Here is a 23,789-nt window from a genome sequence, read left to right as displayed (position 1 = left end):
GGGCTGGCGGGGGCCGCAGGCAGGCGCGGGCGGCCCGCGTCCATTATTACGCGTAAACACTTGTAAACATTTGCGTTCAGACAAATTTTCCTGCCGGCGGCACAGGCCGGCCGTGCCAGGACGGAGACGGCGGCACGGCCATGCCGGCGGGATGACGATGTCGACCCGTCCCCTTATATCCGCCCTGCCCCTGATTACCGCGCGACACATGTGAAACGCCCGGGCGCGATGCAGCCGGAGCGATCGACGTTACGCTGTCCGATCGTTCCGCTTGCCGATCCGCCGATCCTGCCGATTGCCGGTGGGCCGAACCCGTTCAAGACATGGTGACGCACCGATGGCATACACGCAGTTCCCGCAGCCCGATTACCTCGTTTCCGCGCCTTCGGCTTTAGCCGGCGCGCAAGGCTACGCCGCCCGGATCGGCGGCGCGTCCGCCGGTGCCAGGCCCGTCCGGCGCGCCGCCAGGGGCGCGGCCCCCGCCCTTTTTGTCGTCGCCGCGGGATGCATGGCGCTGGCTGGATGTACCAGCACACCCCGGCAGGCTTACCCCGAGACCTTCAAGGATACGAGCACGTATTCTCGCTCGTATGCGGCCTCCGACGCGGCGACCTGCGAAGCCGCGCGGCGGGCGCTATTGAGCCAGGGCTATACGATCGGCAAGGCGCAGACCGACGGCGTGGAGGGACAGAAAAACTTCCAGGTCCAGGACGAGAACCAGCAGCACCAGGTGATCTCCTTCCACGTGGTATGCGCCTCGGATCACCAGGCGTCGCCGAAGACCACCGTCTTCGTGAACGCGGTGCAGGACAGGTACGTCATCAAGAAGACCAGCAGTTCGGCGGGCGTGGGCTTGAGCGTGCTGGGGTCGGTTTCGATGCCGTTCGGCTCCTCCGACGATTCGCTGGCCAAGGTCAGCAGCGAAACGATTTCGGCGTCGTCCTTCTACGAAGGCTTTTTCGACCTGCTGCAGCGGTATCTGCCGCAAAGCGGATCGGCGGGCGGCGCGGCGCCGGCGCCGTCCGGCGCGAGCTCGCCGGCCGCGAAAATGCCCACGCCTGCCGCGGCGCCTGCGCCTTCGCCGCCCTCTTCAACCTCATCTTCGACCCCGCCGCCGGCTCCCGCATCGGCCCCCTCGTCCGGGCCCGCGACGTCCGGCGATGGCGGCTCGGGTGGGACCACCGCGACCCCGTAGCGCTTCGTTTCGCGAGGCCCGCGCCAGCCTGCGCGGCATTTTCCGGCGCAGCAGGGCCTAATTCGCTCCGACTTCCGGATCGCGCCCTCCGACGGCGCTGTCGCGTATATGCGCCACGATGGCGTCGGCGATGCGCCTGGCGGCGGATACCGGCGGCGTCGCCTGCGCGCCCTTGCCCGGCTGCAAGCTGCCGTCGCCTCGCAGGATCGCGATTCCGCTCGCGGCCGCGATGGCCTCGGCCGCGCGGCGATGGGCATCGGCCATCGAGGCGGTTTCATCGATGACCATGGTGCCCGGTAGCAGCGACGCGACCTCGCTGACCATCGATACCGAGTCGCCCGGGACGTGGATACGGCCGGCGGGGCCGGCTGCCTCCCGGTATGCGTGCAGCAGCGGGCGGTATGCGCTGGGCGAGTCCCGGTGCTGGAAATCGAAAACCTGTACCTCGACGTTGGGATATCCCCGCAAGGCTTTCTCGAAGGCCCGGGTGACTTCGTCGCGGATGCCGGCGCGATGCGGGTTGGGGCTGATTTCGACGCCGTCCGGCCCGAACTTGCCAGTGCGAGGGCTGCTGACGATCACGAAGCGGCACCGTTCGCGTCCGGCCAATTCCAGTTTGGCGATGCGATGGGCCTGCATGCGCGCGTCCTCGGCGCTAAGGCGGCGTAGGGTCGGCGTGACGGTGTCCTCGCTTTCTTCGACGACATCGCCGCCCAGCAGGATCGATACGGTATCGCCATCGATGGGCGGCAAGGGCGGGTAGCCCCGCGCCCTGTAGTCGCGCGCGGCGGTGGCGATGGAGGCCTCGTCCACGTCGTGCGCCACCCCGGGAAGCAGCTCCAGCGTCGTCTTCGACGCCAGCGCGTCGCGCTGTGCGTCCGTGATCGTCGATGCGGGCAATGCGACCACCGAGGGCAGATGCCGGGCCTTGATGATGTCGTCGGTCAGCTTATGGCCGGTGTAGGCCGTGACGACGATATCGTCGGTGGGGACGTCGCCCAGCGCGCCGCCCAACGCATGGTCGGAGCCCGCCAGGATGAAGATCAGCCGCTTGTAGTCGCTGAAGTCTATCCGGTCCATCCATCCCTTCAGGGCCACCGTCAGCGCGCGTTCGAGTCCCATGCGATCGCGCCCGGCGAGCAGCAGGTTGTCGCACGAGATCTCGCCGGGTAGATGAAGACCCGCCCGCACCAGGGCGCGCATAGTTTCCGCCGCGACCGCGCGCGCCTGGCCGCGGTCTCCCACGTGGTCCCGCGGCGCGGCAGCGATCAGTTTGACGCTTCTTGGAAGAACCGCGTCGGCCGTATGGCGTGCGTGCGCGCAGGCCTCGGTGGCGCGTCCGGGTGTGGGGCTGTCGCGCCCTCCTTGCAATGGATGGTGGGGCGGCCGGCTGGTAGCCGCCGGCGTACCGGCCGCCGTTTGCATAGCGGTGCCTGATCCATGGATCTGCATGCGGATGTCCTATCGAGCGGGTCGGCGCGCGGACCCGGTGCCGCGCGCAAAGCCGCGACGATAGGGCCCAGGGGCATGCGGGACGGAAGGTCCGCGCGCTTATTCGGACGGGTCCTTCCTGGCCGGCGCTTACATCTTGCCGCGTACAAACGCGCACCGGTGCTTTAACGTAAGAATGGCCGTCCCGATCCCTTCCTTATCCACCGCGAGGTGGGCCCTTCGAAAGGAGACTCCATGGTTACCACCGTTACGCCGTTTCTGATGTTCCAGGGCGATGCGAGCGCCGCGATGGATTTCTATACGACGCTGTTCCCGGATAGCGAGGTCGTGCACGTGCAACGCTACCAGGCCGGGGAGGCGGGCCCGCAGGGATCGATCATGCGCGCCACCATGCGCATCATCGGCCAGACGCTGATGTGCATCGACAGCCCCGTGAAGCACGAATTCACCTTCACGCCGGCGTTTTCCCTGTTCGTCGAATGCGATTCGGAAGACGAGTTCGAGCGGCTGGCGACGGCCCTGTCGCGCGACGGCATGATGCTGATGGAACCGGACAATTACGGGTTCAGCCGCCGTTTCGCCTGGATGAACGATCGCTTCGGCGTGTCCTGGCAACTGAACCTGCCCTAGCTCGCGGCCTCGGTCCGGCTCCGGCGATAAACGACGGCATGTCCGCCATCGTCCATCGCCGGTCCCATCAGGTGCCCTTATTCGCCGCCGGCGCCGTGCGCGTCCAGCTGGCGCAGTTCCTGGACCGACGCGCGCGTGCCGGGAATCTCGGAACCGCGCAGCGAATGGCCGGCGGTTTCCACCACGTGCCGCAGCGCCCACGCACCGATCACGCATGCGCCCATCATGTAGTACGCGGGGACCATATTGTTGCCGGTCGCGGAGATCAGCCAGTCGTTGATGGCGGGCGCCGTGCCGCCGAACAGCGAAGTCGACACGTTGTAGGCGATGGCGAAGCCCGCGAAGCGCACGTGGGTGGGAAACATCGCCGGAAAAGTGGCGGATATGGTCGCCAGCTGCGGCGCGTACAGCAGGCCCAGTACCGCATACCCGACGATGGCGCCCATCAGGCCGGTGGCCATCAGGTGGAACATGGGAATCGCCATCACGAACAAGCCGATCAGCGATGCCCACCATACGGGCTTGCGGCCCACCCGATCGGATAGCCGGCCGATGAAGGGCAGGAAGACCATCATGAACAGCATGCCGATGATGGGAACGATCAGCGCCTCCTGCGTGGTCAAGCCGAGCTGGTTGGCGAAATAGGTGGGCGAGAAGCTGAGCAGTGTGTAATTGACGACGTTAAGCGCCACCACCAGCCCAGCCAGTGCCAGCACCTGGCCCTTGTAGTCGGTGCACACGTCCTTGACGCTGCCTTTCTGTTCCTGTTCGGCGCGTTCGTTCAGCACTTCCTCCGCTTCGCAGAAGACCGGCGTTTCCTTCAGGCGCGAACGCAGGTACATGCCTATCATGCCCATGGGCAGCGCCAGGAAGAACGGGACGCGCCAGCCCCATGCATGCATGGCCGCATCGTCCAGCGCCATGGAAAAGCCCAGCATCAGCAGCGCTCCCAAAGAGAAGCCGCCCAGCGTGCCCAGTTCCAGGAAGCTGCCGCAGAAGCCGCGTTGCTTGTCCGGCGCATATTCCGCCATGAACGTCGCCGCGCCGCCATATTCGCCGCCGGTGGAAAAGCCCTGCACCATGCGCAGCAGGATCAGCAGGGCGGGCGCCCATAGGCCGATGGTTTGATGCGAGGGAATCAGGCCGATGCACACGGTGGCGCCCGACATCAGCAGGATCGTCAGCGCCAGGACAGCCTTGCGGCCCAGGCGATCGCCCAGCGGGCCCCAGAACAGTCCCCCGAAAGGGCGCACCAGGAAAGAGATGGCGAAAGTGGCCAGCGCGAATAGCGTGGCTTGCTGCATGTCGCCCGGAAAGAATGCGGCGGAAATGTATGACACGCCGTAGGCGTAGATACCGTAATCGAACCATTCCGTCGCGTTGCCGATCGCCGATGCGGCGATAGCGCGGTTCAATACGTGTTTGGGGGGACGCTCAGTGGCTGTGGATATCGCCATCGATTCTCCTGTTGTTCTCGTGGATTTGCCGCAGGATGAAGCTGCCAGGCCTTACGATGGATGGGCATGCAACCGATTTGCCCTGCTCGCGTATATCAGGGTATCGAAGTGCAACCGAGCACACAAGGGCATAGGGCCATAAATGAAAAATTATGTTTCTTCTGGCGCGGCGCCATGCATGAGTCGTGCCAAGGGAGCGGCTGCCCCTTCTGCGAATTGCGCTACAAGAACTTTTACGCTTGCACGGCCGCGTTCCATGACCCTTTCCGCATGCACGGCGGTATCCCTTCCGCCCCCATGCCTGATGCACATCCAGCCGATATTCATCCGCCTCGCGAAGGAACAAGCCCCATGAAACCCATTAAAACGCCCGGCCCCGATCATCCCATCACGATCGAGCGCAACCCCGCGCGCGTCGTCGTATCGCTGGCCGGGCGCGTGATCGCCGATACGCGCGAAGCGCTGACCCTGCGCGAGGCCGCCTATCCCGCGGTGCAGTACATCCCGCGCAAGGATGTGGACATGTCGCTGCTGCGGCGCACGGATCACGCGACGTATTGCCCCTACAAAGGCGATTGCGCCTACTACAGCATCGCCGAGGGCGGCGAGCGCGCCGTCAACGCCGTATGGACCTACGAGCATCCGTATCCCGCGGTCACGCAGATTGCGGGCCACCTGGCCTTCTATCCGGATCGCGTCGACGCCATCGAGCAACGCGACTGAGCGGCGCCGCGACTACTCGTAGCGTTTGCCCAGGGCCAGCAGCTCCGGCGTGCCGATCAGCGCGTTGAGCTGGTCGAAGTCCAGCATGGCGTCGCGCCACGGCGCGGTGGTGCCGTGTTCGCGCAGGCTGCCGTAGTAGCGCTGCAGCATGTGCGATACGGCGCGCGCCGTGCCGCCGGGGAATATGACGATGGAAAATCCCTTGGCCGCGAGCTCGGCGGCGCTTTTCACGGGCGTCATGCCGCCCTCGACCATATTCGCCAGCAGCGGCACGCGCTTGCCGAAGCGCTTGCAGGCCGCTTCCATTTGCTCGTCGGTGCGCAGGGCCTCGACGAAGATCGCGTCGGCGCCGCATTCCAGGTATTGTTCGGCGCGGTCCAGGGCGGCGTCCAGCCCCTCGACCGCGAGCGCATCGGTGCGTGCCAGGATCAGGGTGTCGGCGCTATGGCGCGCATCCAGGGCCGCGCGCAGCTTGCCGCGCATTTCCGTCGCCGGCACGACGCCCTTGCCGTTCAGGTGGCCGCAGCGCTTGGGAAAGCCCTGGTCTTCCAGCTGGATCATCGCCGCGCCGGCACGCTCGAAGCCGCGCACCGTGCGCTGTACATTCAGCGCGTTGCCGAAGCCGGTGTCGCCGTCGACGATGACGGGGCAGGCGACGCGTTCGGTAATGCGGGCCAGCGTCTGTTCGACTTCGGTATAGGTGGTCAGGCCCACGTCGGAACGCCCCAGCCGCGTGTAGGCGATCGATGCGCCCGACAGGTAAAGCGCATCGAACCCGGCCTGCTCGGCGATCAGGGCCGACAGCGCGTCATAGATGCCCGGCGCCAGGATGGATTGGCCAGCGGCGAGTTGCTGTTTCAGGGTATTCGGCATCATGCCCTCATGGGATTGGGTTTGAGCGTGCCGTCGGCCAGCCTGCGCTTGAGCAGATTGAGCAGGCCGCCGGCGCGTACCATGTCTTGCAGGAAATCCGGGATGGGTTCGCAGGCCAGGAGGGTACCGTCGGCGCGCGTGATGTGCCCGGCATCCAGGTCGATGGCGATCGGTTCGCCCTCCTGGATGGCTTCGGCGTCGGGGCAGGTCAGCAGCAGCAGGCCCACATTGAACGCGTTGCGGAAGTACAGGCCGCTGAAGCTGGGGGCGATGACGGCGCGCAGCCCCAGCGCCACCAGGGCCGAGGCGGCCTGTTCGCGCGACGAGCCGATGCCGAAGTTGGGGCCGGCGACGATAACGTCGCCCGGCCTGACGGTCGCGGCGAATTCCGGCCGCACGCGCTCCAGGCAGTGGCGAGCGATTTCATCGAGCGCGAATTTCATGTACGCGCCCGGCGCGAGCTGGTCGGTGTCGATGTCGGCGCCCAGGCGCCAGACTCGGTGGGTGGTCATTGCAGCATCTCCCTGGGATCGATAAGGTGTCCGGCCACGGCGGCCGCGGCCACGGTATAGGGCGAGGCCAGATAGACCTGTGCCGTGCGCGCCCCCATGCGGCCCTGGAAATTGCGCGCCGTGCTGGCGATGACGTTGGCGCCTTCCGGGATGGATCCGCCGTAGCCGGAACAGGCACCGCAGGAATTGGGCAGCACCGCTGCGCCGGCGTCCACCAGCGCGGCCATGACGCCTTCGCTTTCCGCCTGCCGCTGGTCGCGTGCGCTTGCCGGCGCGACCATCAGCGTGACGCCGGGCGCGACACGCCGCCCGCGCAGCACGCTGGCGGCGGCGCGCAGGTCTTCCAGCTTGGCGCCGGTACAGGCGCCGATGTAGGCCACGTGCATGGGCGTTTGCGGATAGTCCGTGACCGGCCGCGAATTGGCGGGGCTGTGCGGCGCGGCGACATGTGGCGCCAGCGTGGATGCATCGAAACGGTAGCGTTCCGCGTCTGCTTCGGGGTCGGACTGCCAGCGCTCGATCTCCACGGTTCGCGCCACGCCGGCCTGCTCCAGGTAGGCGACGGTCTTCTCGTCGGGCGCGACCAGGCCGACCTGCGAACCGATCTCCGCCGACATGTTCGACAGCGTCATGCGCTCTTGCATGGAAAGGGCGCGCACGGCGGGGCCGCAGAACTCCACGGCCTGGTAGCGGCCCCCGTTCATGCCGAAGCGGCCTATCATGTGCAGCATCATGTCCTTCGCGGTCACGCCGGGCGCAAGCATGCCGTCCCAGTGCATCATCAGCGTCCGCGGCACCTGGATCCAGATCTCGCCGCTGGCCACCACGCCCAGCATCTCGGTGCTGCCGACGCCGAACATATACGCGCCGAATGCCCCACCGGTGGGCGAGTGGGAGTCGCCGCCTACGCACAGCATGCCGGGACGGATATGGCCGTGTTCCGGCACGACCACGTGGCAGATGCCCACCGAGTCGTAGACGTGCGGCAATGCCTGTTCGGCCGCCCAGTCGCGCGCGATGCGTACGATCCGGCGCGATTCGTCGTCGGCTTCCGGCACATAGTGATCCATCACCAGGACCACCTTGTCGCGGTCCCAGATGCCGGTGCCCAGGGACTCCAGCATGGGTTTGAGGCGGCGCGGGCCGCTGGAGTCGTGGAACATGGCCAGGTCCACGCGGCAGGTCACGATGTCGCCGGTCGCGACGGCGTCGCGGCCGCTGGCGGCGGCAAGCAGTTTTTGGGCCAGGGTCTGGGCAGGCATGGGGGCCTCTACGATGTCAGGGCGTTGTGGCGGGGGGGGCAGGGCGGCGGCGGTCGTGGCGGGGCCTCAGGGCGCGCCCGGGCCGGCGGGCAGCCACACCGGCGCGCCCGCGGTTTCGTGCGCGGCCATGTCCAGGCGATACTCGAACCGGTCCGGCCGGTAGCGCGCGTCCAGGTATTCGACCGGGCGCCCGGCAGCGTCGCGGACCACGCGACGGATGTTCAGTAGCGGGGAGGCTACCGGCACGTCCAGCGCCTGCGCGACAGCCGGCTCGGCCAGCACGGCGTTGATGCTTTGTTCGGCGCCCGATACGCGGATACCGAGTTCGCCGAAGATCTGCAGCAAGGGTTTGCTGCCCAGCGCCTTGCGCGAGATGCGGCGCCCGATGGCGTCCGGGACGTAGGTCTGCAGGTAGGAAAACGGCTCGCCCTGGTGGCTGCGCACGCGTAGCGACCGATGCACGGCGGAGCCCGCCTCCACTTCCAGGCGCGCGGCGATCGCCGGCGTGGCGGGTTCCACCGCCAGTTCCAGCAGCTTGACCTGCGTGCGCATGCCCATGCGCGCAAGATGCGCCATCAGCGCGTCCACCGTGGCGCCTTGCTGCGGCGCCGACAACTGCGACGGCGCCTGGGCGAAGGTGCCGCGGCCCTGGCGCCGCGAGACGAGGCCTTCCTGGGCCAGCGCGTCCAGGGCCCGCCGCACGGTCAGGCGCGATACGGCGTATTCCTGCGCCAGCGCGTTTTCTCCGGGCAGCGGTTCCTCGGTACCGTAGACGCCGTCCAGCAGGCGCTGGCGCAGCAACAGATAGACCTTGTGATAAAGCGGTAGCGGGCTGTTCATTCCGGTTGCCAGGTGTCGGTCCGCGCGCCGGGTGTCATTCGACCTTGGCGCCGGTGAATTTCACCACTTCTGCGTAGCGGTCGATGTCCTCGTCGACGAATTGCTTCAGTTCCGCGGGCGTGCTGCTGACGGCGGACGCGGATTCCTTTTCCAGCAGGCGGCGGAAATCCGGTGCGGCGACGGCCTTGCGCGCGGCGTCGTTCAGCCTGGCCAGCGTGTCCGCCGGCAGTTTGGCCGGCCCGAACAGCGCGAACCAGGCGTTGGACTCGAAACCCTTGATGGTATCGCCGATCGGAGGCACGCCGGGCAGCGAATCCAGCGGCTTGGCGCTGCTGACGCCCATGGCTTTCAGGGCGCCGCTCTTGATATGGGGAATGACGTTGAGCGTGCTGCCGAACATCATGTCCACCTGGCCGCCGAGCAGGTCGGTAAGCGCCGGCGTCGTGCCTTTGTAGGGGACGTTGACGATGTCCAGGCCCGACATCATCTTCATGCGTTCTCCCGCCATGTGCAGGGACGAGCCGATGCCGCCCAGGGCCATGGTGTATTTGCCGGGCGACGCCTTCGCCAGTTTGATGAGATCCGCCATGTTGTTGGCGGGGAAATCCTTGCGGGTGACCAGCACGCTGGGGACGGTCGCCAGCATGCTGATGGGCGTGAAATCCGTGCGTGGATCGAACGGCAGGTTTTTGTAGAGACTGGCGTTGATCGAGAAGCTGCTGAAGCTGACCAGTAGCGTGTTGCCGTCGGCCGCGCTTTTGGCGACGTAGTCCGCGGCGATATTGCCGCCAGCGCCAGGCCGGTTTTCCACGATGACGGTGCGTGCCAATTCCTTGCCCATGGTGGCGCCGATGCTGCGCGCCACGGTGTCGGTGGTGCCGCCGGGCGGGGCGCCGACCACCAGCCGGATGGGAGGCGCGGTCTGCGCGGCGACGGGGATGGCATGGGCGCCGGCGGCGAAGGCCGCGAGGGCGAAAGCGAGGGCACGACGGGAAGGCCGCATGGTTGTCTCCTGTATAGTTGTATTGATAACAATACAAGTAGAATAACGCCGGAGTACTCACCTTGTCGAGCGGTCGCGTCGCGCCCGTCACACGCCGGTATCGTGCCCGCCGGCGGCCAGCGGCAGCGCGATCCCGCGTTCGCCGAAGACGTGCCGGACTTCGCTCAGGCCGTTCAGCGCGGCCGGAAAGCCCGCATAGACCGCCGTCTGCATGACGATCTCCACGATCTCGGCCGGTGTGCAGCCCACATGCAGGGCGGCGTGCAGGTGCACGCGTAGTTGCGCCGCGGCGTTGCCCAGTGCGCACAGCGCGGCGACCACGGCAAGTTCCCGTTCGCGCAGGCCCACACCGGGCCGCGCGTAAATGTCGCCAAATGGAAATTCGACCACATAGGTCGCGAAGTCGGGGAAGGCCTGCCGCAAGGTCTCGACGACCGCAACGCCCGTGTCGCCGTCCACCTTGCGCAGTTGCTCCAATCCTGTGATGTATCGCTGGGAGGTCATGGTTCCTGTCCTTTTTGCATGTGCATGCGCGTTTACCGGAAGCCGGCGCGGGGATGCGCGCAGCCGTGGGAGCAACTCTATGGGCAGGCGCGGCGGACGGGAATGACCGTTTTCGTGATACCTTTTCGGTATGAATAAAGCGCTCGATTCGCGTGGCGTCGAATTGTTCCTGGCGGTGGCGGATACCTTGAGCTTCCGTCAGGCGGCGGAACGCCTGCATATTTCGCAGCCGCCGTTGAGCCGGGCCATACGCCAGCTGGAGGACCGCTTGGGGACGCCGCTTTTCCTGCGCGATACCCGATCGGTGCGGCTGACGGCGGCGGGCGAACGCCTGCTGCCCTATGCCCGCAAGATCATGTCGCTGCTGGTGCAGGCGCAGGCCAGCGTGGCGGCGCCCGCCTTGCCCACCCGCCTGCGGCTGGGGATGACGAGCGCAGTGGAGCCGCCGTGGTTTCATGGGCTCGTGGCGCGCATCGAAGCGTCGGGGCGTTTCGATACGGTGATCGCGGTGTCCGATACCTCGCCCAGGCTGGTGCGGCGATTGCGCGCCCGCCAGCTGGATGCCGCGCTGATCGCGCTGCCTACCGAGACGGAAGGCCTGGCCGTCACCGTGCTGGACCGCCAGTCCATGGTGGTCGCCCTGTCCAGCTCGCATCGCCTGGCCCGGCGCAGGACCTTGTCATTGGCCGATCTTGCCCAGGAAAGGCTATTCATGTTCGAACGCGCGCGCCAGCCTGCATTCTTCGACCATTGCCATGCAGTGTTCCGCCGCCACGGCTTCGAGCCGCGCACGCTGCGCGAACCCGCCGATCACCATGTTCTGCTGGCGGGGGTGGCCAACGGCGAAGCGTTTGCCTTGCTGCCGCGCTCTTTCACATCCTTGAAGCGTGCCGGCGTCAGCTACCGGCCGCTGAAGGAAGGGGAAGAACTCGCGGTATCGGTGGGGCTGGCCACGCAGCAGGACCGCGCCGGGCTGCGGGATCTGCTTTCCCGATACGCGTCCGGCCGGCGTTGATCGACGCGCGCGATCCGCTGCGGGGGGGGCGCCAGGGTCAATCCAGTCCGAAGGCCTCGCGTCCGGCCAGCTGGCCGGACGGCGTGACGGTTACCGCGCGTCCACCCGGCGCGCGGCGAACTATCGGGTGCCGTGGACCGGCCCCGTTTTGGCAGGAAAAGAAGGTTTGTTGTCGCACGTGCGCGCGGTCCGGCCGATAGTCTTGTTCGTGGGCGGCGCCATGCCGGCGCCGCATGAACGGAATGCTTCCACGATGTCCACGACCGCTGTCCGGGGGGCGCGCAACGCCCGCGTCCTGGCGATGTGCCAGGGGTTGTTCACCTGCGCGATATCCATCGACCTGACGCTGACCGGCTTGACGGGCTACCAATTGGCGCCGGACAAGGCGCTGGCCACCCTGCCCTTCGCCCTGATCACGGTAGCCGGCGCGGTGACGACCTGGTTCGCGTCCTTCCTGTTGCAGCGCTGGGGGCGGCGCGCGGGATTCGTGCTGGGCGCCTTGACCGGCGGCGTGGGCGGGCTGGTATCCGTCTGGGCCGTTTTCCACGGCGATTTCTGGGCGTTCTGCTGCGGCACCGCGGCCGTGGGCGTCTTCCAGGCTTTCGCTCAGTACTACCGGCTGGCGGCGGCCGACGCCGTCGGCGACGCCGCGAAGAGCCGCGCGATTTCCATGGTGCTGGCAGGGGGTGTCGTGGCGGCCATACTTGGCCCCGCGCTGGCGGCCTGGGCCAAGGATCTGTTTCCCGCGGCGTTGTTCGCGGGGGCCTATCTGATGGTCGCGTTGCTGGGCGGTGCATCGGCGGCGATCCTGCTGCTGGGATATCGGGACGCGCCGACGGCCGAGGCGGCCGGCACGGACGCGGCCGCCCCGCCGGCGCGTCCGCTGGCGGAGATCGCGCGACAACCGGTGTTCGTGGCTGCCGTGGCCAACAACGTGGTCGGCTCCGTGTCCATGATGGCCGTCATGACGGCGGCGCCGCTGGCGGCCGTGGCCTGTTCGCACACGATGGACCAGGGAGCCGGCATCATCCAGTGGCACCTGGTGGGTATGTACGCCCCGTCGTTCTTCGCCGGCGCGCTGATCGCGCGCGCCGGGTTGGCGCCGGTGCTTTATGCCGGCATGGCGCTGAACGTCATCAGCGCACTGGCCGCCATGGCGTCCACCAGCCTGGCCGCGTTCGACGTCTCGCTGTTCGCGCTGGGCGTCGGCTGGAATTTCATGTTCGTGGGCGGGACCACGCTGCTGGCGCGCTCCTATCGTCCGGCCGAACGCGCCGCCACCCAGGGCTGCGCGGAGTTGGTGCGCTATATCGCGACGGCCTTGGCCACGCTGGCGGCGGGACCGGCGCTGGATCGATTCGGATGGTTTGCCCTGAATGCCGCTATGCTGCCGGTGATCGCCCTGGCCACCGGCATGACCTTGTGGTGGCATATGGCGACGCGGCGGGTCCGCGCGGCAGGGGTGGCGGCATGACGGAATCGAGGGAAGATGACAGGCGATAGGCAGGACCCGCATGACGATGCATGGCCGGCGGATCGCCGCCTGGTGGTGATGCTGAGCTACCGTGGCGCGAACCTGCTGGATATCTCCGGCCCGGTGCAGGCGTTCGAGACCGCCGCAAGACAGGCGGTGGCATCCGGCGAATGGGCCGCCACGCCTTACCGGACCGTCGTCGCGTCGGAGACCGGCGGACCGGTATTGACGGGCGCGGGGGTCGCGATCGACACCGTGCCGCTGGCCGCGCTGGACGGACGCGACATCGATACGCTGATCGTGCCGGGCGGCAGCCCGGACGGCCAGCCCGTGGCGGAACCCGCCCTGGTCCGCTGGATCGCCGGCCGGGCCGCGGCGGCCCGCCGGGTCTGTTCGGTGTGCACCGGCACCTTTCTTCTGGCCGAAGCCGGCCTGCTCCAGGGACTGCGCGTGACTACGCACTGGCGTTGGGCGCAGCGCCTGCAGGTCATGCACCCGGGTCTGCTCGTCGATGCCGAACCGATCTTCATCCGCCAGGGCCGGATATGGACGTCGGCGGGCGTGACCGCGGGCATCGACCTGGCCCTGGCCCTGGTCGAGGCGGATCTGGGCCATCGCACCGCCCTGGCCGCGGCGCGCGACATGGTGATGTTCATCAAGCGGCCGGGCGGACAATCGCAGTTCAGTGTGCCCCTGCTGGCGCAGCATGGCGCGGGACAGGCGCAGTTCGCCGAACTGCATGCATGGATGGTCGCCCACCTGCACGAGGATCTGCGGGTGGAGCGCCTGGCCGAACAGGCCGGCATGGCGCCGCGCACCTTCGCGCGGGCGTATGCGGCGGCGGTGGGCCGCACACCAGCGAAAACAGTGGAATGCATGCGTTTCGAGGCGGCGTGCCGGGCGCTGGAAGCCAGTCCGGCTCCGCTGAAACGCATCGCGGCCGATACCGGGCACGGCAGCGAGCAGAACCTGCGTCGCCTGTTCCTGCGCCGCCTGCGCGTCACGCCGCAGCAGTACCGCGCGCGCTTCGCGCCGAACCACCCGATACCCGCGTGAAGGCCGCATAAGCACATGCCTTCCAGGCATGAAGGACCGTGCTAGATTTGCCGGCTGCCCGCGTGCCATCCCGTTGGATTCCGTTTATCGATCAATCGGCGTGCGGCTTGGAGACGCCACGTGTCGAGCTGGTTGAAGCATGGATTGAGCGCATTCGCGCCCGCGCCGCTTGGCGCCAGCGCACGCGATAAGTTCCTTGGCGCCGTGGGGGCGCTGCTGGGCCTGCTATGCACGGAATGGATCGCCCGCCACGCGCTGGGTGAGGCCAATCCGTGGTTCATCGCGCCGATGGGGGCGTCGGCCGTGCTGGTCTTTGCCGCGCCGGCCAGTCCCCTGGCGCAGCCCTGGTCGCTGATGGCCGGCAACGTCAGCGCGGCCCTGGTGGGCGTGTTCTTCGCGCAATGGTTGCCCGATCCCGGGCTGGCGGCCGCGTGCGCGGCCGCCGCCGCCATCGCGGTGATGTTCTCGCTGCGGTGCCTGCATCCGCCCAGCGGTGCCGTGGCGCTGACCGCCGTGCTGGGCGGCCCGTCCATCGCCAAGCTGGGCTATGCCTATGCACTGTATCCCGTCGCGCTGAATTCCGCGGTGCTGCTGTGCATCGCGATCGTCTTCAATGGCGTGTTCCGCCGCAACTATCCCCACCGCCATGTCGGCATGGCGCCGGCCGCGCTGAACGCCGCGGCGGCCACCCGGCTGGGCTTTACCGGCGCCGATCTGGATGACGCATTGCGCAGCCATGGCCAGCTGCTGGACATCAGCAGGGAAGACCTGGCCGACATCGTCCTGGAAGCGGAGCGCCGTGCCAGCCTGCGGCGCTTCGGCTCTCTGGACTGCGGCCATGTCATGGCGCAGGACGTCGCGGTCGTGCGCGATGATGAGGCCCTGGACCAGGCGATGCGCGCGCTGGATCGGCACCGCCTTTCCGCGCTGCCCGTCGTGGACGGGCAAGGGAAATTGCTGGGATTGCTATCGCATGGCGATGCCGTCGCCCGCAAGGCGCGGCTGGAATTGGCACCCGTGCCGGGTCTGGCGGCGCCGGCCCTGACCGTGCGCGATTGCATGCGTTCGGAGATCGCCTTCGCGACGCCCGCCATGCCCGCGATCGAATTGGCCAAGCCCATGGCGCGCGGCATCGCCTGCGTACCGGTGGTCGATGACACGCGCATCCTGGTCGGCGCCATCTATCCGTCGCACCTGATCGATGCGTTGTACCAGATGACACTGGCATCGGCCGCGCCCGCCGACGTGCCCGCGCTGGACGCGGCCGCCTGAAGGGCGGCCCGGCCCGCGCGCCCGATACGCCCTAGCGCAGGACTTCGCCGTGCACGCCGGCGGCCAGTGTTTCGCTTTCCCAGCGCTTGCGCGGCACGACCTCGGCCACCGGACCGCCCGGTGAGCGGAACTTCACCGGCAGATGGCCGGGCTCGGTCAGGATTTCCCCGCCGTTTTCGGCGATCGACTTGATGAAGGCGTCCAGATCGTCGACTTCCATGCCGATGTGATGGATGCAGGGCGAGGGGCCCGCGAACTCCGCCTCGTCCGCGTCGGCCGATTCGTAGTGGATCAGCGTCAGGTCCATGTAGCCGTCGGTCAGATGGCGCGAAATATGGTCGCCGCGCTTGCCCTTGCGCCGCACAGTATTGACGTGCGTGTAGCCGAATACGTTCTCGTAGAACGCGCTTTCCTTGTCCAGGTCTTCTACCCGGAAGGCGATATGTTTGATGGGATTTGGCATTTTCGTCCTCCTTGGGGCGCATGCCGGCCGGCATGTCCTGCGGCAAGTGTAGGATCGATGTCGTGGCGTGGTCAAGCGAATCATTCGAATGATTCGAATTGGTAGAATGCCGGCTTGCCCCTTTGTGCCATCCCCGCCATGCCCGCCAGCGCGCCCTCTTTCGACCAGCCCCTTTATGAAATCGTCCGTGCCGGCATCGTCGATCGCCTGCGCACCGGCGTCTGGGTCGCCGGCGACCGCCTGCCGCCGGAGCCCGAACTGGCCCGGCTGTTCGGCGTGGGGATCGGCACCATCCGGCGCGCGGTGGAACAGCTGGTGGCCGAACGCCTGCTGACGCGGCGGGCCGGCCGCGGTACCGAAGTGGCGCGCTTCACCGACGACCACGCATTCGATCTGTATTTCAACTATGTCGACGCGGCGGGAACGCCGGTGAAGGTAACGGCGGAACTGCTGTCCTTCGCCAAGGAACGCGCCACGGCGCGTTTCGCCGCCCTGTTCGGCATCGAGCGCGGCGGCTCGATCGTCCGCGTGGAGAACCTGCGGCGGATGGATGGCGTGCCCGTGATGCTGGACCGCCTGTGGATACCTACGAAGGTCTTCGCCGATCTATCGGCGCAGGACTTCGCGGCGCGGCGCGGCTCCATCTACGGCTACTACCAGGAACGCTATGGCGTCTCGGTGGTCCGCGTGTCGGAAGACCTGACGGCCGCGGAGGCCGACGATGCCGTGGCCGGTGCCTTCGGCCTGAAGCCTGGGGCGGCCGTCCTGCAGGTGGAGCGCACGGCATATACCTTCCAGGACCAACCGGTGGAATTTCGCCGGCGCTATGTCGATACGCGCCACTGCGCGTATCGCAACGTGCGCGGCTTGCAGGACTGACGCGCGCCGCCCCCTCAGGATGGCTTGGCGGCGCGTTGCGCGCGCCATGCCTGGTAGCGGGCCTGGTTGTCGGCGTTGGGGGGATACAGGCCCGGCAAGGGGGCGCCGCTTTCCACCTGTTCCATGATCCAGGTTTCCTGCTGTTCCTGTTCGACGGCGGCCTGCACCACATCGTCCAGCAAGGCGTCGGGGATCAGTACCGCACCGTCGGCATCCAGCACGATGACGTCGTTGGGAAAGACCGCGACGCCGCCGCAACTGATCGGTTCCTGCCAGCCGACGAAAGTCAGCCCGGCCACGGAAGGGGGCGCAGCCGCGCCGCGGCACCAGACGGGCAGCTCCGTGCCGAGGACCCCCGCGACGTCGCGTACCACGCCGTCGGTGACCAGCGCCGCCACGCCGCGCTTGCGCATGCGCGCGCACAGGATGTCGCCGAATATGCCGGCGTCGGTCACGCCCAGGGCATCGACGACGGCGATGCAGTCGGCGGGCATGGCTTCGATGGCAGCGCGCGTGGAGATGGGCGAGGCCCAGGAAGCCGGTGTGGCCAGGTCTTCGCGTGCGGGCACGAAGCGCAGGGTAAAGGCGCGCCCGACGATGCGCGGGCTGTCGCCGCGCAGGGGCGCGGCGCCGCGGATCCAGACGTTGCGCAAACCTTTCTTCAGCAGGACCGTGGTCAGGGTGGCGGTGGTCACGTGGGACAGGGCCTGGACGATGCGCGGATCCAGCGGGACGGGTTGTGCGGTCATGGGAATTCCTGGAAGGGTTCGGTGCGGTGGCGGGCCTGGCGCCCACGCAACGATAGGCCCATCCAGCGTCGGCGGGCAAGTCGTTCCCCGCCGGCGGGGCCCGTTGGGGGCCGGCATGGCGCTCGCCTTCCTCGAGCTTGCGCGTGTCCGGCTGATGTTGCGCAAGCCGTGCAATCCAAAATAACCTTCCCGGGCAGCCTCTCAGGCTTATGTCCCGTCAAACCGCACATCGAGGCATATCGACCATGGCCAAACCCAATGCCCTTCCGCGCTATCGTTCCAATCTTCAGGGCGAGGTCGACGGCGCGGCGATCTACGCGGCGCTCGCGGAGAGCGAAGCCGATCCCAAGCTCGCCGAGGTATTTCGCCGGCTCGCCGCCGTCGAACAGGCGCATGGCGATTTCTGGCGCAAGCGGATCGAGGCGCAAGGGGCGCAATTCCGTCCAACGCCTTCCGCGCGGGCACGTATCCTGGCGTGGCTGGCGCGGCGGTTCGGCCCCGCTTTCGTGCTGCCGACGCTGGCCGCGAACGAGACGCGCGACAGCGCCGCCTATGACGACCAGCCGGAAGCGCGGGGCGCGGGCCTGCCGGCGGACGAACGCTCGCACGCGCTTCTGATGCGCGCGGCCGCCGGCAAGGGCGGCCTCTCCGGCCCCACGCTGGCGCTGCTGGAAGGCCGCCATCGCGGTGGCGGCAATACGCTGCGCGCCGCGGTGCTCGGCGCGAATGACGGGCTTGTCTCGAACATGAGCCTGGTCATGGGCGTCGCCGGCGCGGCGGCCGCCCAGCAGACGCTGCTGCTTACCGGTCTGGCGGGCCTGCTCGCCGGCGCCTGTTCGATGGCGATGGGCGAGTGGCTATCGGTTACCAGCTCGCGCGAGCTCTATCAGAGCCAGATCGCCACCGAGGCAGAAGAACTGCGAGAGGTGCCCGACGAGGAGCGCGAGGAGCTGGTCCTTATCTACCAGGCCAAAGGCATCGCCGAACCGCAGGCGCGGGCGCTGGCGGACAAGCTGCTTGGCAATGAGGACACCGCGCTCGATACGCTGGCGCGGGAGGAGCTTGGGATCGATCCCGATCAACTCGGGGGTTCCGCGTGGACCGCCGCGATTTGGTCCTTCCTGCTTTTTTCGGCGGGCGCCATCGTTCCCGTCGCGCCGTTCCTGTTTCTATCCGGACGCACCGCGCTGGTCGCCAGCCTTGCCGCGAGCGGCCTGGCGCTGGCCGTCATCGGGGCGGGAACCAGCCTGTTCACGGGACGGAGCGCGCTGTTTTCGGCGGTGCGCCAGCTTATTATCGGCCTGGCCGCGGCCGGGATTACCTATGGCGCGGGCGCCATCGTGGGAACATCGATAGGCTGAAGCCTGTCGCCGCCGAAGCGCGCTTCGCGCCAGGCCGGCGCGGCGCGCCGGGCAAGCGGATAGCACGGCCGGCAGGCGGTGCTATCGCCGTCCCTAGCCCTTCAGGCAGGTACTCATAAAGGCCTTGCGCTTGTCGCCTTTCAGCGACTGCTTGGTGGCCTCGGCATTGCAGTCTTTCATTTTCTGTTGCTGCGGCGTCAGCGTGGCCGCGGGCTTTTCGCCTTTCAGGCAGGCGCTCATCGCCGATTTGTAGGCATCCCCGGTCTTGCCTTTGTTGGCCGCGCTGCATTCGCTCATGCGCTTTTGTTGCGGGGTGGGGGCTTTGGCGGGCGCGGTGGTCTGGGCCATGGCGGCGGATGCGCTCAATGCCAGGGCGCAAGCCGCGATGATCAACGTGCGATGTCGAAAAAGCATGATGTCCTCCGATACGAGGGCCGGCTGCGTGCCGTCTTGCATGCTCGCGCGACCGCCTTGCCGCCCCTGCACACGCCGGCGCATTTCGCCGGTGCCGCGATGATGTTCCAAAGCCAGTGCGGCCGCAAGGGGCAAGCGCGGGATGTCCCTAGGTTGTGGCCGGCAGTGGGGCGCCACTAGCATTGAAAATTGCAAAATCGTGAAATTTTCATTCCCATGCCCATATCGATGGCCACCCGTAAACCGCGCGCATCGCCGGTCGCCCAGGCGGCGGCCCGTCCGCAGCCGGTGCGCCAGGCGCATTCGCTGGTGGATTTGTGGCTGGGAGAGCAACTGCGGCAATTGCGCAAAGGCCAGGGCCGGTCGCTGGCCGACGTCGCGCAGGCCTGCGGCATGTCCCTGGGCTTGTTGAGCCAGATCGAACGCGGCCTGAGCTCGATTTCCGTCAAAACGCTGCATGCGCTCTCGCGCGAGCTGAATGTGTCGCCCGATACGCTGCTGCGCAATTCGGAGTGGGACGAGACGGCGTCCGGCGGCAATGTCGAGCGCGCCGGCGCGCATCGCATGGTGCGCATCGACGAGAAGGGCATAGCCAAGGAAGTCGTTACGCCGCCCGCGGCGCGCACCATGGATCTGTGCCGCATCTCCATCGCCCCCGGCGGCTCCACCGGCGACGATCTGTTCGTGACGGACAAGGGCGAGCAGGTGGGCGTGGTGCTGAGCGGACTGCTGGAGCTGCGCATCGAAGACCGCGTCATGCTGCTGCGCGCGGGCGACAGTTTCTGCTATGCCAGCCGCACGCCGCGGCGCTGGCGCAATCCCGGCGATACCCGCACGGAAGTGATCTGGGCCATCAGTAATATCGCGGCCGATGCCGGCGAGGATGCCGGTGCATCGCCGCCCCGCCCGCGGGAAGGAGGGCGGCGGCGCTAGGCCGCCCGCCGCGGCATCGGCACAGGCATCGGGCAGCAAGGTATCGGCATAAACGTATCGGCAGCAACGTCACGCGGTTCCATTCCACCTCATCGATCAAGGACGACTCATGAAGCTAAGATCCATTGCCCTATCCGCCTTCGCCACGCTGTCGCTGGCCATGGCCGCCGGCGCCGTCGCGCAAACCACGGTGAAGGTCGGCTCCACGCCTACCGGCAGCCCCTTCACCTTCCTGGATACCAAGACCAACAGCATCGAAGGCGTGATGGTGGACATCATGAAGGCGGTGGGCAAGGAGACCGGGCTCAAGGTGGAAATCGAACCGATGGCGTTTTCCGCGCTGATCGGCTCGCTGCAGTCCAAGCGCATCGATGTGATTTCCGCGGCGATGTTCATCACGCCCGAGCGCCAGAAGGTGGTGGCATTCTCCGACCCGGTCTACACCTATGGCGAAGGCCTGATGGTGCCCAAGAGCGATACCAAGGAATACACGAGTTTCGCCGACATGAAAGGCATGACCGTGGGCGTGCAGGTCGGCACGGCGTTCGTCAAGCCCATCCAGGACAGCGGCGTGTTCAAGGAAGTGAAGCTGTATGACAATCCGCCCGACATGATGCGCGACGTCAATGCCGGCCGCATCCAGGGCGGCTTCATGGATTACCCGATCGCGGCCTATACGATCAATCAGAACACCGGCGGCGCCTTCGGCAATCTGCGCATGGTCAAGAGCTACAAGCCCGCCGTCACCGGCAGCGTGGGTATCGCGACCCGCAAGGATGACACGGCCTTGATGAACAAGATCGACACGGCGCTGAAGAAGCTGAAGAGCGACGGCACGATAGACGCCATCCTGAAGAAATGGGGCCTGGCCTGAAGCCCGGTAGCCGTGGCCGATAGGGGATAACACGATGATGGAATTTTTCCAGGATGCGAGGGAATACCTTCCCATCCTGTTGCAGGGCGCCAAGCTGACCATCCTGGTCACGGTGGGATCGCTGGCCTTGTCGACGGTGCTGGGCCTGGTGTGGGCCTTGATGCGGGTCTCCGGCATCAAGGCGCTGGCCCGGTTCAGCGCGGGGCTGATCAACGTGCTGCGCGGCATCCCCATCATCGTGCTGCTGTTCTACATCTACTTCGTGATGCCGGACGCCGGCATATCGCTGACGGCGGTGCAGGCCGCCATCATCGGCCTGGGCATCGCCTATTCGGCGTACCAGGCCGAAAACTTCCGCGCCGGCATCGAGGCGATCGATCGCGGGCAGATCGAGGCGGCCATGTCGATGGGCATGAGCTGGAGCCTGACGATGCGGCGCGTGGTGTTGCCGCAGGCGGTGCGCATCGTGCTGCCGCCCTACGGCAACATCATGATCATGATGCTGAAGGACTCGTCGCAGGCGTCCACCATCACGGTGGCGGAACTGGCCCTGCAGGGCAAGCTGATCGCGGTATCGACGTTCAAGAACGCCACCGTGTTCACGCTGGTCGCGCTGATGTACCTGGTGATGTGCGTGCCGCTCATTCTGCTGGTCCGGCATCTGGAAAAGAGAAACGCCGCGAAATGAGGAAAGCCGACCGATGATTACGATGCGAGGCGTACATAAGCGTTTCGGCGCCCTGGAGGTGCTCAAGGGCATCGACGCGGAGATCAGCAAGGGGGAAGTGGTGTGCGTGATCGGGCCGTCCGGGTCCGGCAAGTCCACCATCCTGCGCTGCATCAACGGACTGGAGCGCTACGAGGAAGGCGAGATCTCGATCGACGGCCAGCGGGTGGACTGCGACGCGGCGTCCATCGTGTCGATACGCACCCAGGTAGCCATGGTGTTCCAGCGCTTCAATCTGTTCCCGCATCGAACGGCGCTGGAGAACGTGATCGAAGGGCCGATCTACGTCAAGGGAGAGCCGCGCAAACAGGCCACCGAGCGCGGCCGCGAGCTGCTGGCCAGTGTCGGGCTGGCGGACAAGGAACACGCCCACCCGCCGCAGCTGTCGGGCGGACAGCAGCAGCGCGTGGCCATCGCGCGGGCGCTGGCGATGCAGCCCAAGGCGATCCTGTTCGACGAACCGACGTCGGCGCTCGATCCCGAACTGGTGGGCGATGTGCTGGGTGTCATGCGCAAGCTGGCGGACGACGGCATGACCATGGTCGTCGTCACGCACGAGATCAGCTTCGCCCGCGAAGTGGCCGATCGCGTGTTGTTCTTCGACGCCGGCGTGGTGGTGGAACAGGGCGCCGCGCGCGAGGTGCTGAACCACCCCAATCATCCGCGCACGCAGGATTTCCTGCGGCGCGTGCTGCATCCCATGTAAGGACTACGCATGTCGCACGATGCTCTCCTGGGAAACCCCGCCGCGCCGTATCGCGGCGGGAAGGAACCGTTCCCCCTGTCGCCTTCGCTGTGGGCCGCGACGGCCGGCGCGCCGCCCCCTACCGATGCGCTGGCCGGCGCCGCGCGTGCCGACGTGGCGGTGATCGGCGGCGGCTACGCCGGCCTGAGCACCGCCCTGCACCTGGCCGAGCGCGGTATCCAGGCGGTGGTGCTGGAAGGCCGCGAGATAGGCTTCGGCGGTTCGGGCCGCAACGGCGGCCAGGTCATCCCCGGCCTGAAATACGACCCGGACGAGCTGCTGTCGCGATATGGACCCGAGCATGGCGAGCGGGTCATCGACTTCGCCGGACGCACTGCCGATGTCGTTTTCGACCTGATCGAACGCCACGGCATGGATGTGCCGCGCGTGCGGGCGGGATGGATCCAGGGCGCGCATACACCCCAGGCGCTGGAGGTCGCGCACCGGCGGGCGGCGCAATGGGCCCGGCGCGGCGTCGACGCGCGTCCGCTGGACCGCGGCCAGGTGGCCGCCCTGCTCGGCACCGACAAATATCTGGGCGGTTGGATAGACGGCCGCGCCGGCACCATACAGCCCCTGAGCTATGTGCGCGGCCTGGCCCGCGCCGCGATGAACGCGGGGGCGAGGGTGCATACCGGCAGCCCGGTCGTCGCCCTGAAGCGCGACGGCGGCAAGTGGATTGCCACCACGGCGTCCGGCTCGACCGTCACCGCCGACCGCGTGGTGATGTGCACCAACGCCTATGGCGCGGATCTGTGGCCCGGCCTGAAACCCTCCATCATCGATGCCAATACCTTCCAGGTCGCCACGCGTCCGCTGCCCGACGCGGTGCGCGCCGGCATCCTGCCGCAAGGCCAGGTATGTTCCGACACCCGCAACCTGCTGCTGTATTTCCGCCTGGATCACCAGGGACGCCTGCTGATGGGCGGCCGCGGTCCTTTCCGGGAGCCGCGCGGCGTGGCGGACTGGCGCCATCTCGAGCGTGTGATGGTGAAGATGTTTCCCCAGGTGGCCGGGGTGCCTTTCGAATTCCGCTGGTGCGGGCGCGTTGCCATTACGCGGGACTATCTGCCCCATTTGCATGAGCCCGCGCCTGGCCTGTTGATCGACATCGGCTGTCAGGGGCGCGGCGTGGGCCTGCAGACGGCGATGGGCAAGGCCATGGCGGACTATGTCGCGACCGGCGATGCCAACGCCCTGCCGGTGCCGCTGTCGGAGATCCGGCCCTTCCCCCTTTACGGCCTGCGGCGCCTGTACGTGAACGCCGTGGTGAGCTGGTATCGCCTGACGGATGGCGGCGTATGAACTGGTAGCGACTTGTAGCCAGGTGGTACGTAAACCCCCCATGAGGGGTGTTTGCCGTCTCGCCGCGGCCG

General features: G+C 67.4%; 25 protein-coding genes. 14 read left to right on the top strand and 11 right to left on the bottom strand.

The genetic code is table 11. The features are described 5' to 3' along the window. Positions 1–337 precede the first annotated feature (337 nt). Positions 338–1,195: a DUF2242 domain-containing protein gene (locus ACO1P8_RS11610; RefSeq protein ID WP_486296036.1), complete on the top strand. Its 858-nt coding sequence runs from the start codon at positions 338–340 to the stop codon at positions 1,193–1,195. Between the two features lie 57 nt (positions 1,196–1,252). Here ACO1P8_RS11610 and ACO1P8_RS11605 read toward each other — a convergent pair whose 3' ends face one another. Beyond that, the gene (locus ACO1P8_RS11605; RefSeq protein WP_486296035.1) at positions 1,253–2,647 is read right to left on the bottom strand and encodes a hypothetical protein; all 1,395 of its coding nucleotides are present in this window, start codon (positions 2,645–2,647) and stop codon (positions 1,253–1,255) included. A 234-nt stretch (positions 2,648–2,881) separates the two neighbouring features. On the opposite strand from ACO1P8_RS11605, the gene ACO1P8_RS11600 reads away from it, so the two are divergent. Beyond that, positions 2,882–3,277 (top strand): VOC family protein, encoded by a 396-nt coding sequence (locus tag ACO1P8_RS11600; RefSeq protein ID WP_486296034.1) that lies wholly within the window; start codon positions 2,882–2,884, stop codon positions 3,275–3,277. Positions 3,278–3,354: 77 nt separating this feature from the next. Here the strand turns inward: ACO1P8_RS11600 and ACO1P8_RS11595 are convergent, their stop codons facing one another. Further along, the gene (locus ACO1P8_RS11595) at positions 3,355–4,734 is read right to left on the bottom strand and encodes an MFS transporter (RefSeq protein WP_486296033.1); all 1,380 of its coding nucleotides are present in this window, start codon (positions 4,732–4,734) and stop codon (positions 3,355–3,357) included. Positions 4,735–5,085: 351 nt separating this feature from the next. Here ACO1P8_RS11595 and ACO1P8_RS11590 point away from each other — a divergent pair, with 351 nt between their 5' ends. Beyond that, positions 5,086–5,457: a DUF427 domain-containing protein gene (locus ACO1P8_RS11590; protein WP_486296032.1), complete on the top strand. Its 372-nt coding sequence runs from the start codon at positions 5,086–5,088 to the stop codon at positions 5,455–5,457. Positions 5,458–5,469: 12 nt separating this feature from the next. Here the strand turns inward: ACO1P8_RS11590 and ACO1P8_RS11585 are convergent, their stop codons facing one another. From ACO1P8_RS11585 to ACO1P8_RS11560, 6 genes are all read right to left on the bottom strand, one after another. Beyond that, positions 5,470–6,333: an isocitrate lyase/PEP mutase family protein gene (locus ACO1P8_RS11585; RefSeq protein WP_486296031.1), complete on the bottom strand. Its 864-nt coding sequence runs from the start codon at positions 6,331–6,333 to the stop codon at positions 5,470–5,472. Then, complete coding sequence (locus ACO1P8_RS11580) at positions 6,330–6,842, bottom strand: LeuD/DmdB family oxidoreductase small subunit (RefSeq protein ID WP_486296030.1); 513 nt, start codon at positions 6,840–6,842, stop codon at positions 6,330–6,332. The genes ACO1P8_RS11585 and ACO1P8_RS11580 overlap by 4 nt, the downstream gene beginning before the upstream one ends. After that, positions 6,839–8,104, bottom strand: a complete 1,266-nt coding sequence (locus ACO1P8_RS11575) for a 3-isopropylmalate dehydratase large subunit (protein ID WP_486296029.1) — start codon at positions 8,102–8,104, stop codon at positions 6,839–6,841. The genes ACO1P8_RS11580 and ACO1P8_RS11575 overlap by 4 nt, the downstream gene beginning before the upstream one ends. A gap of 66 nt (positions 8,105–8,170) precedes the next feature. Then, positions 8,171–8,944 (bottom strand): GntR family transcriptional regulator, encoded by a 774-nt coding sequence (locus ACO1P8_RS11570; protein ID WP_486296028.1) that lies wholly within the window; start codon positions 8,942–8,944, stop codon positions 8,171–8,173. 34 nt (positions 8,945–8,978) lie between these two features. Then, a complete protein-coding gene (locus ACO1P8_RS11565) occupies positions 8,979–9,947 on the bottom strand; it encodes a tripartite tricarboxylate transporter substrate binding protein (RefSeq protein WP_486296027.1) in 969 nt (322 codons plus the stop codon). Positions 9,948–10,034: 87 nt separating this feature from the next. After that, positions 10,035–10,451, bottom strand: coding sequence for a carboxymuconolactone decarboxylase family protein (locus ACO1P8_RS11560; RefSeq protein WP_486296026.1), 417 nt, complete (start codon positions 10,449–10,451; stop codon positions 10,035–10,037). Positions 10,452–10,581: 130 nt separating this feature from the next. On the opposite strand from ACO1P8_RS11560, the gene ACO1P8_RS11555 reads away from it, so the two are divergent. The 4 genes from ACO1P8_RS11555 (at position 10,582) to ACO1P8_RS11540 (ending at position 15,268) form a co-directional block, all read left to right on the top strand. Next, the gene (locus ACO1P8_RS11555; protein WP_486296025.1) at positions 10,582–11,466 is read left to right on the top strand and encodes a LysR family transcriptional regulator; all 885 of its coding nucleotides are present in this window, start codon (positions 10,582–10,584) and stop codon (positions 11,464–11,466) included. A gap of 253 nt (positions 11,467–11,719) precedes the next feature. Beyond that, on the top strand, positions 11,720–12,940 hold the full coding sequence (locus ACO1P8_RS11550) for an MFS transporter (protein ID WP_486296024.1): 1,221 nt from the start codon (positions 11,720–11,722) through the stop codon (positions 12,938–12,940). Between the two features lie 15 nt (positions 12,941–12,955). Beyond that, positions 12,956–13,996, top strand: coding sequence for a GlxA family transcriptional regulator (locus ACO1P8_RS11545; protein WP_486296023.1), 1,041 nt, complete (start codon positions 12,956–12,958; stop codon positions 13,994–13,996). 120 nt (positions 13,997–14,116) lie between these two features. Then, a complete protein-coding gene (locus tag ACO1P8_RS11540) occupies positions 14,117–15,268 on the top strand; it encodes an HPP family protein (RefSeq protein ID WP_486296022.1) in 1,152 nt (383 codons plus the stop codon). A gap of 31 nt (positions 15,269–15,299) precedes the next feature. On the opposite strand, the gene ACO1P8_RS11535 is transcribed toward ACO1P8_RS11540, so the two are convergent. After that, positions 15,300–15,731 carry a VOC family protein gene (locus ACO1P8_RS11535; protein WP_094839598.1) on the bottom strand — a complete coding sequence of 144 codons (432 nt, stop codon included), beginning with the start codon at positions 15,729–15,731 and terminating at the stop codon, positions 15,300–15,302. Between the two features lie 138 nt (positions 15,732–15,869). Here ACO1P8_RS11535 and ACO1P8_RS11530 point away from each other — a divergent pair, with 138 nt between their 5' ends. After that, positions 15,870–16,610 (top strand): GntR family transcriptional regulator, encoded by a 741-nt coding sequence (locus ACO1P8_RS11530; protein ID WP_486296021.1) that lies wholly within the window; start codon positions 15,870–15,872, stop codon positions 16,608–16,610. A 14-nt stretch (positions 16,611–16,624) separates the two neighbouring features. Here ACO1P8_RS11530 and ACO1P8_RS11525 read toward each other — a convergent pair whose 3' ends face one another. After that, positions 16,625–17,359, bottom strand: a complete 735-nt coding sequence (locus ACO1P8_RS11525) for a ribonuclease activity regulator RraA (protein ID WP_486296020.1) — start codon at positions 17,357–17,359, stop codon at positions 16,625–16,627. Between the two features lie 245 nt (positions 17,360–17,604). Between ACO1P8_RS11525 and ACO1P8_RS11520 the strand changes: the two genes are divergently transcribed. Further along, the gene (locus tag ACO1P8_RS11520) at positions 17,605–18,720 is read left to right on the top strand and encodes a VIT1/CCC1 transporter family protein (RefSeq protein WP_486296019.1); all 1,116 of its coding nucleotides are present in this window, start codon (positions 17,605–17,607) and stop codon (positions 18,718–18,720) included. 93 nt (positions 18,721–18,813) lie between these two features. On the opposite strand, the gene ACO1P8_RS11515 is transcribed toward ACO1P8_RS11520, so the two are convergent. Continuing rightward, positions 18,814–19,134, bottom strand: a complete 321-nt coding sequence (locus ACO1P8_RS11515) for a PsiF family protein (RefSeq protein WP_486296018.1) — start codon at positions 19,132–19,134, stop codon at positions 18,814–18,816. 228 nt (positions 19,135–19,362) lie between these two features. Between ACO1P8_RS11515 and ACO1P8_RS11510 the strand changes: the two genes are divergently transcribed. From ACO1P8_RS11510 to ACO1P8_RS11490, 5 genes are all read left to right on the top strand, one after another. Beyond that, complete coding sequence (locus ACO1P8_RS11510) at positions 19,363–20,067, top strand: helix-turn-helix domain-containing protein (RefSeq protein ID WP_486296061.1); 705 nt, start codon at positions 19,363–19,365, stop codon at positions 20,065–20,067. A 109-nt stretch (positions 20,068–20,176) separates the two neighbouring features. After that, positions 20,177–20,941 (top strand): ABC transporter substrate-binding protein, encoded by a 765-nt coding sequence (locus ACO1P8_RS11505; RefSeq protein WP_486296017.1) that lies wholly within the window; start codon positions 20,177–20,179, stop codon positions 20,939–20,941. A gap of 34 nt (positions 20,942–20,975) precedes the next feature. Beyond that, on the top strand, positions 20,976–21,629 hold the full coding sequence (locus tag ACO1P8_RS11500) for an amino acid ABC transporter permease (protein ID WP_486296016.1): 654 nt from the start codon (positions 20,976–20,978) through the stop codon (positions 21,627–21,629). 13 nt (positions 21,630–21,642) lie between these two features. Further along, the gene (locus ACO1P8_RS11495; protein WP_094839605.1) at positions 21,643–22,374 is read left to right on the top strand and encodes an amino acid ABC transporter ATP-binding protein; all 732 of its coding nucleotides are present in this window, start codon (positions 21,643–21,645) and stop codon (positions 22,372–22,374) included. A 9-nt stretch (positions 22,375–22,383) separates the two neighbouring features. Then, positions 22,384–23,718 (top strand): NAD(P)/FAD-dependent oxidoreductase, encoded by a 1,335-nt coding sequence (locus ACO1P8_RS11490; protein WP_486296015.1) that lies wholly within the window; start codon positions 22,384–22,386, stop codon positions 23,716–23,718. Positions 23,719–23,789: the final 71 nt, after the last annotated feature.

The organism is Bordetella sp. (assembly GCF_057362025.1).
The sequence above is the reverse complement of the archived record's forward strand: the minus strand, read 5'-3'. Positions and strand labels throughout refer to the sequence as shown.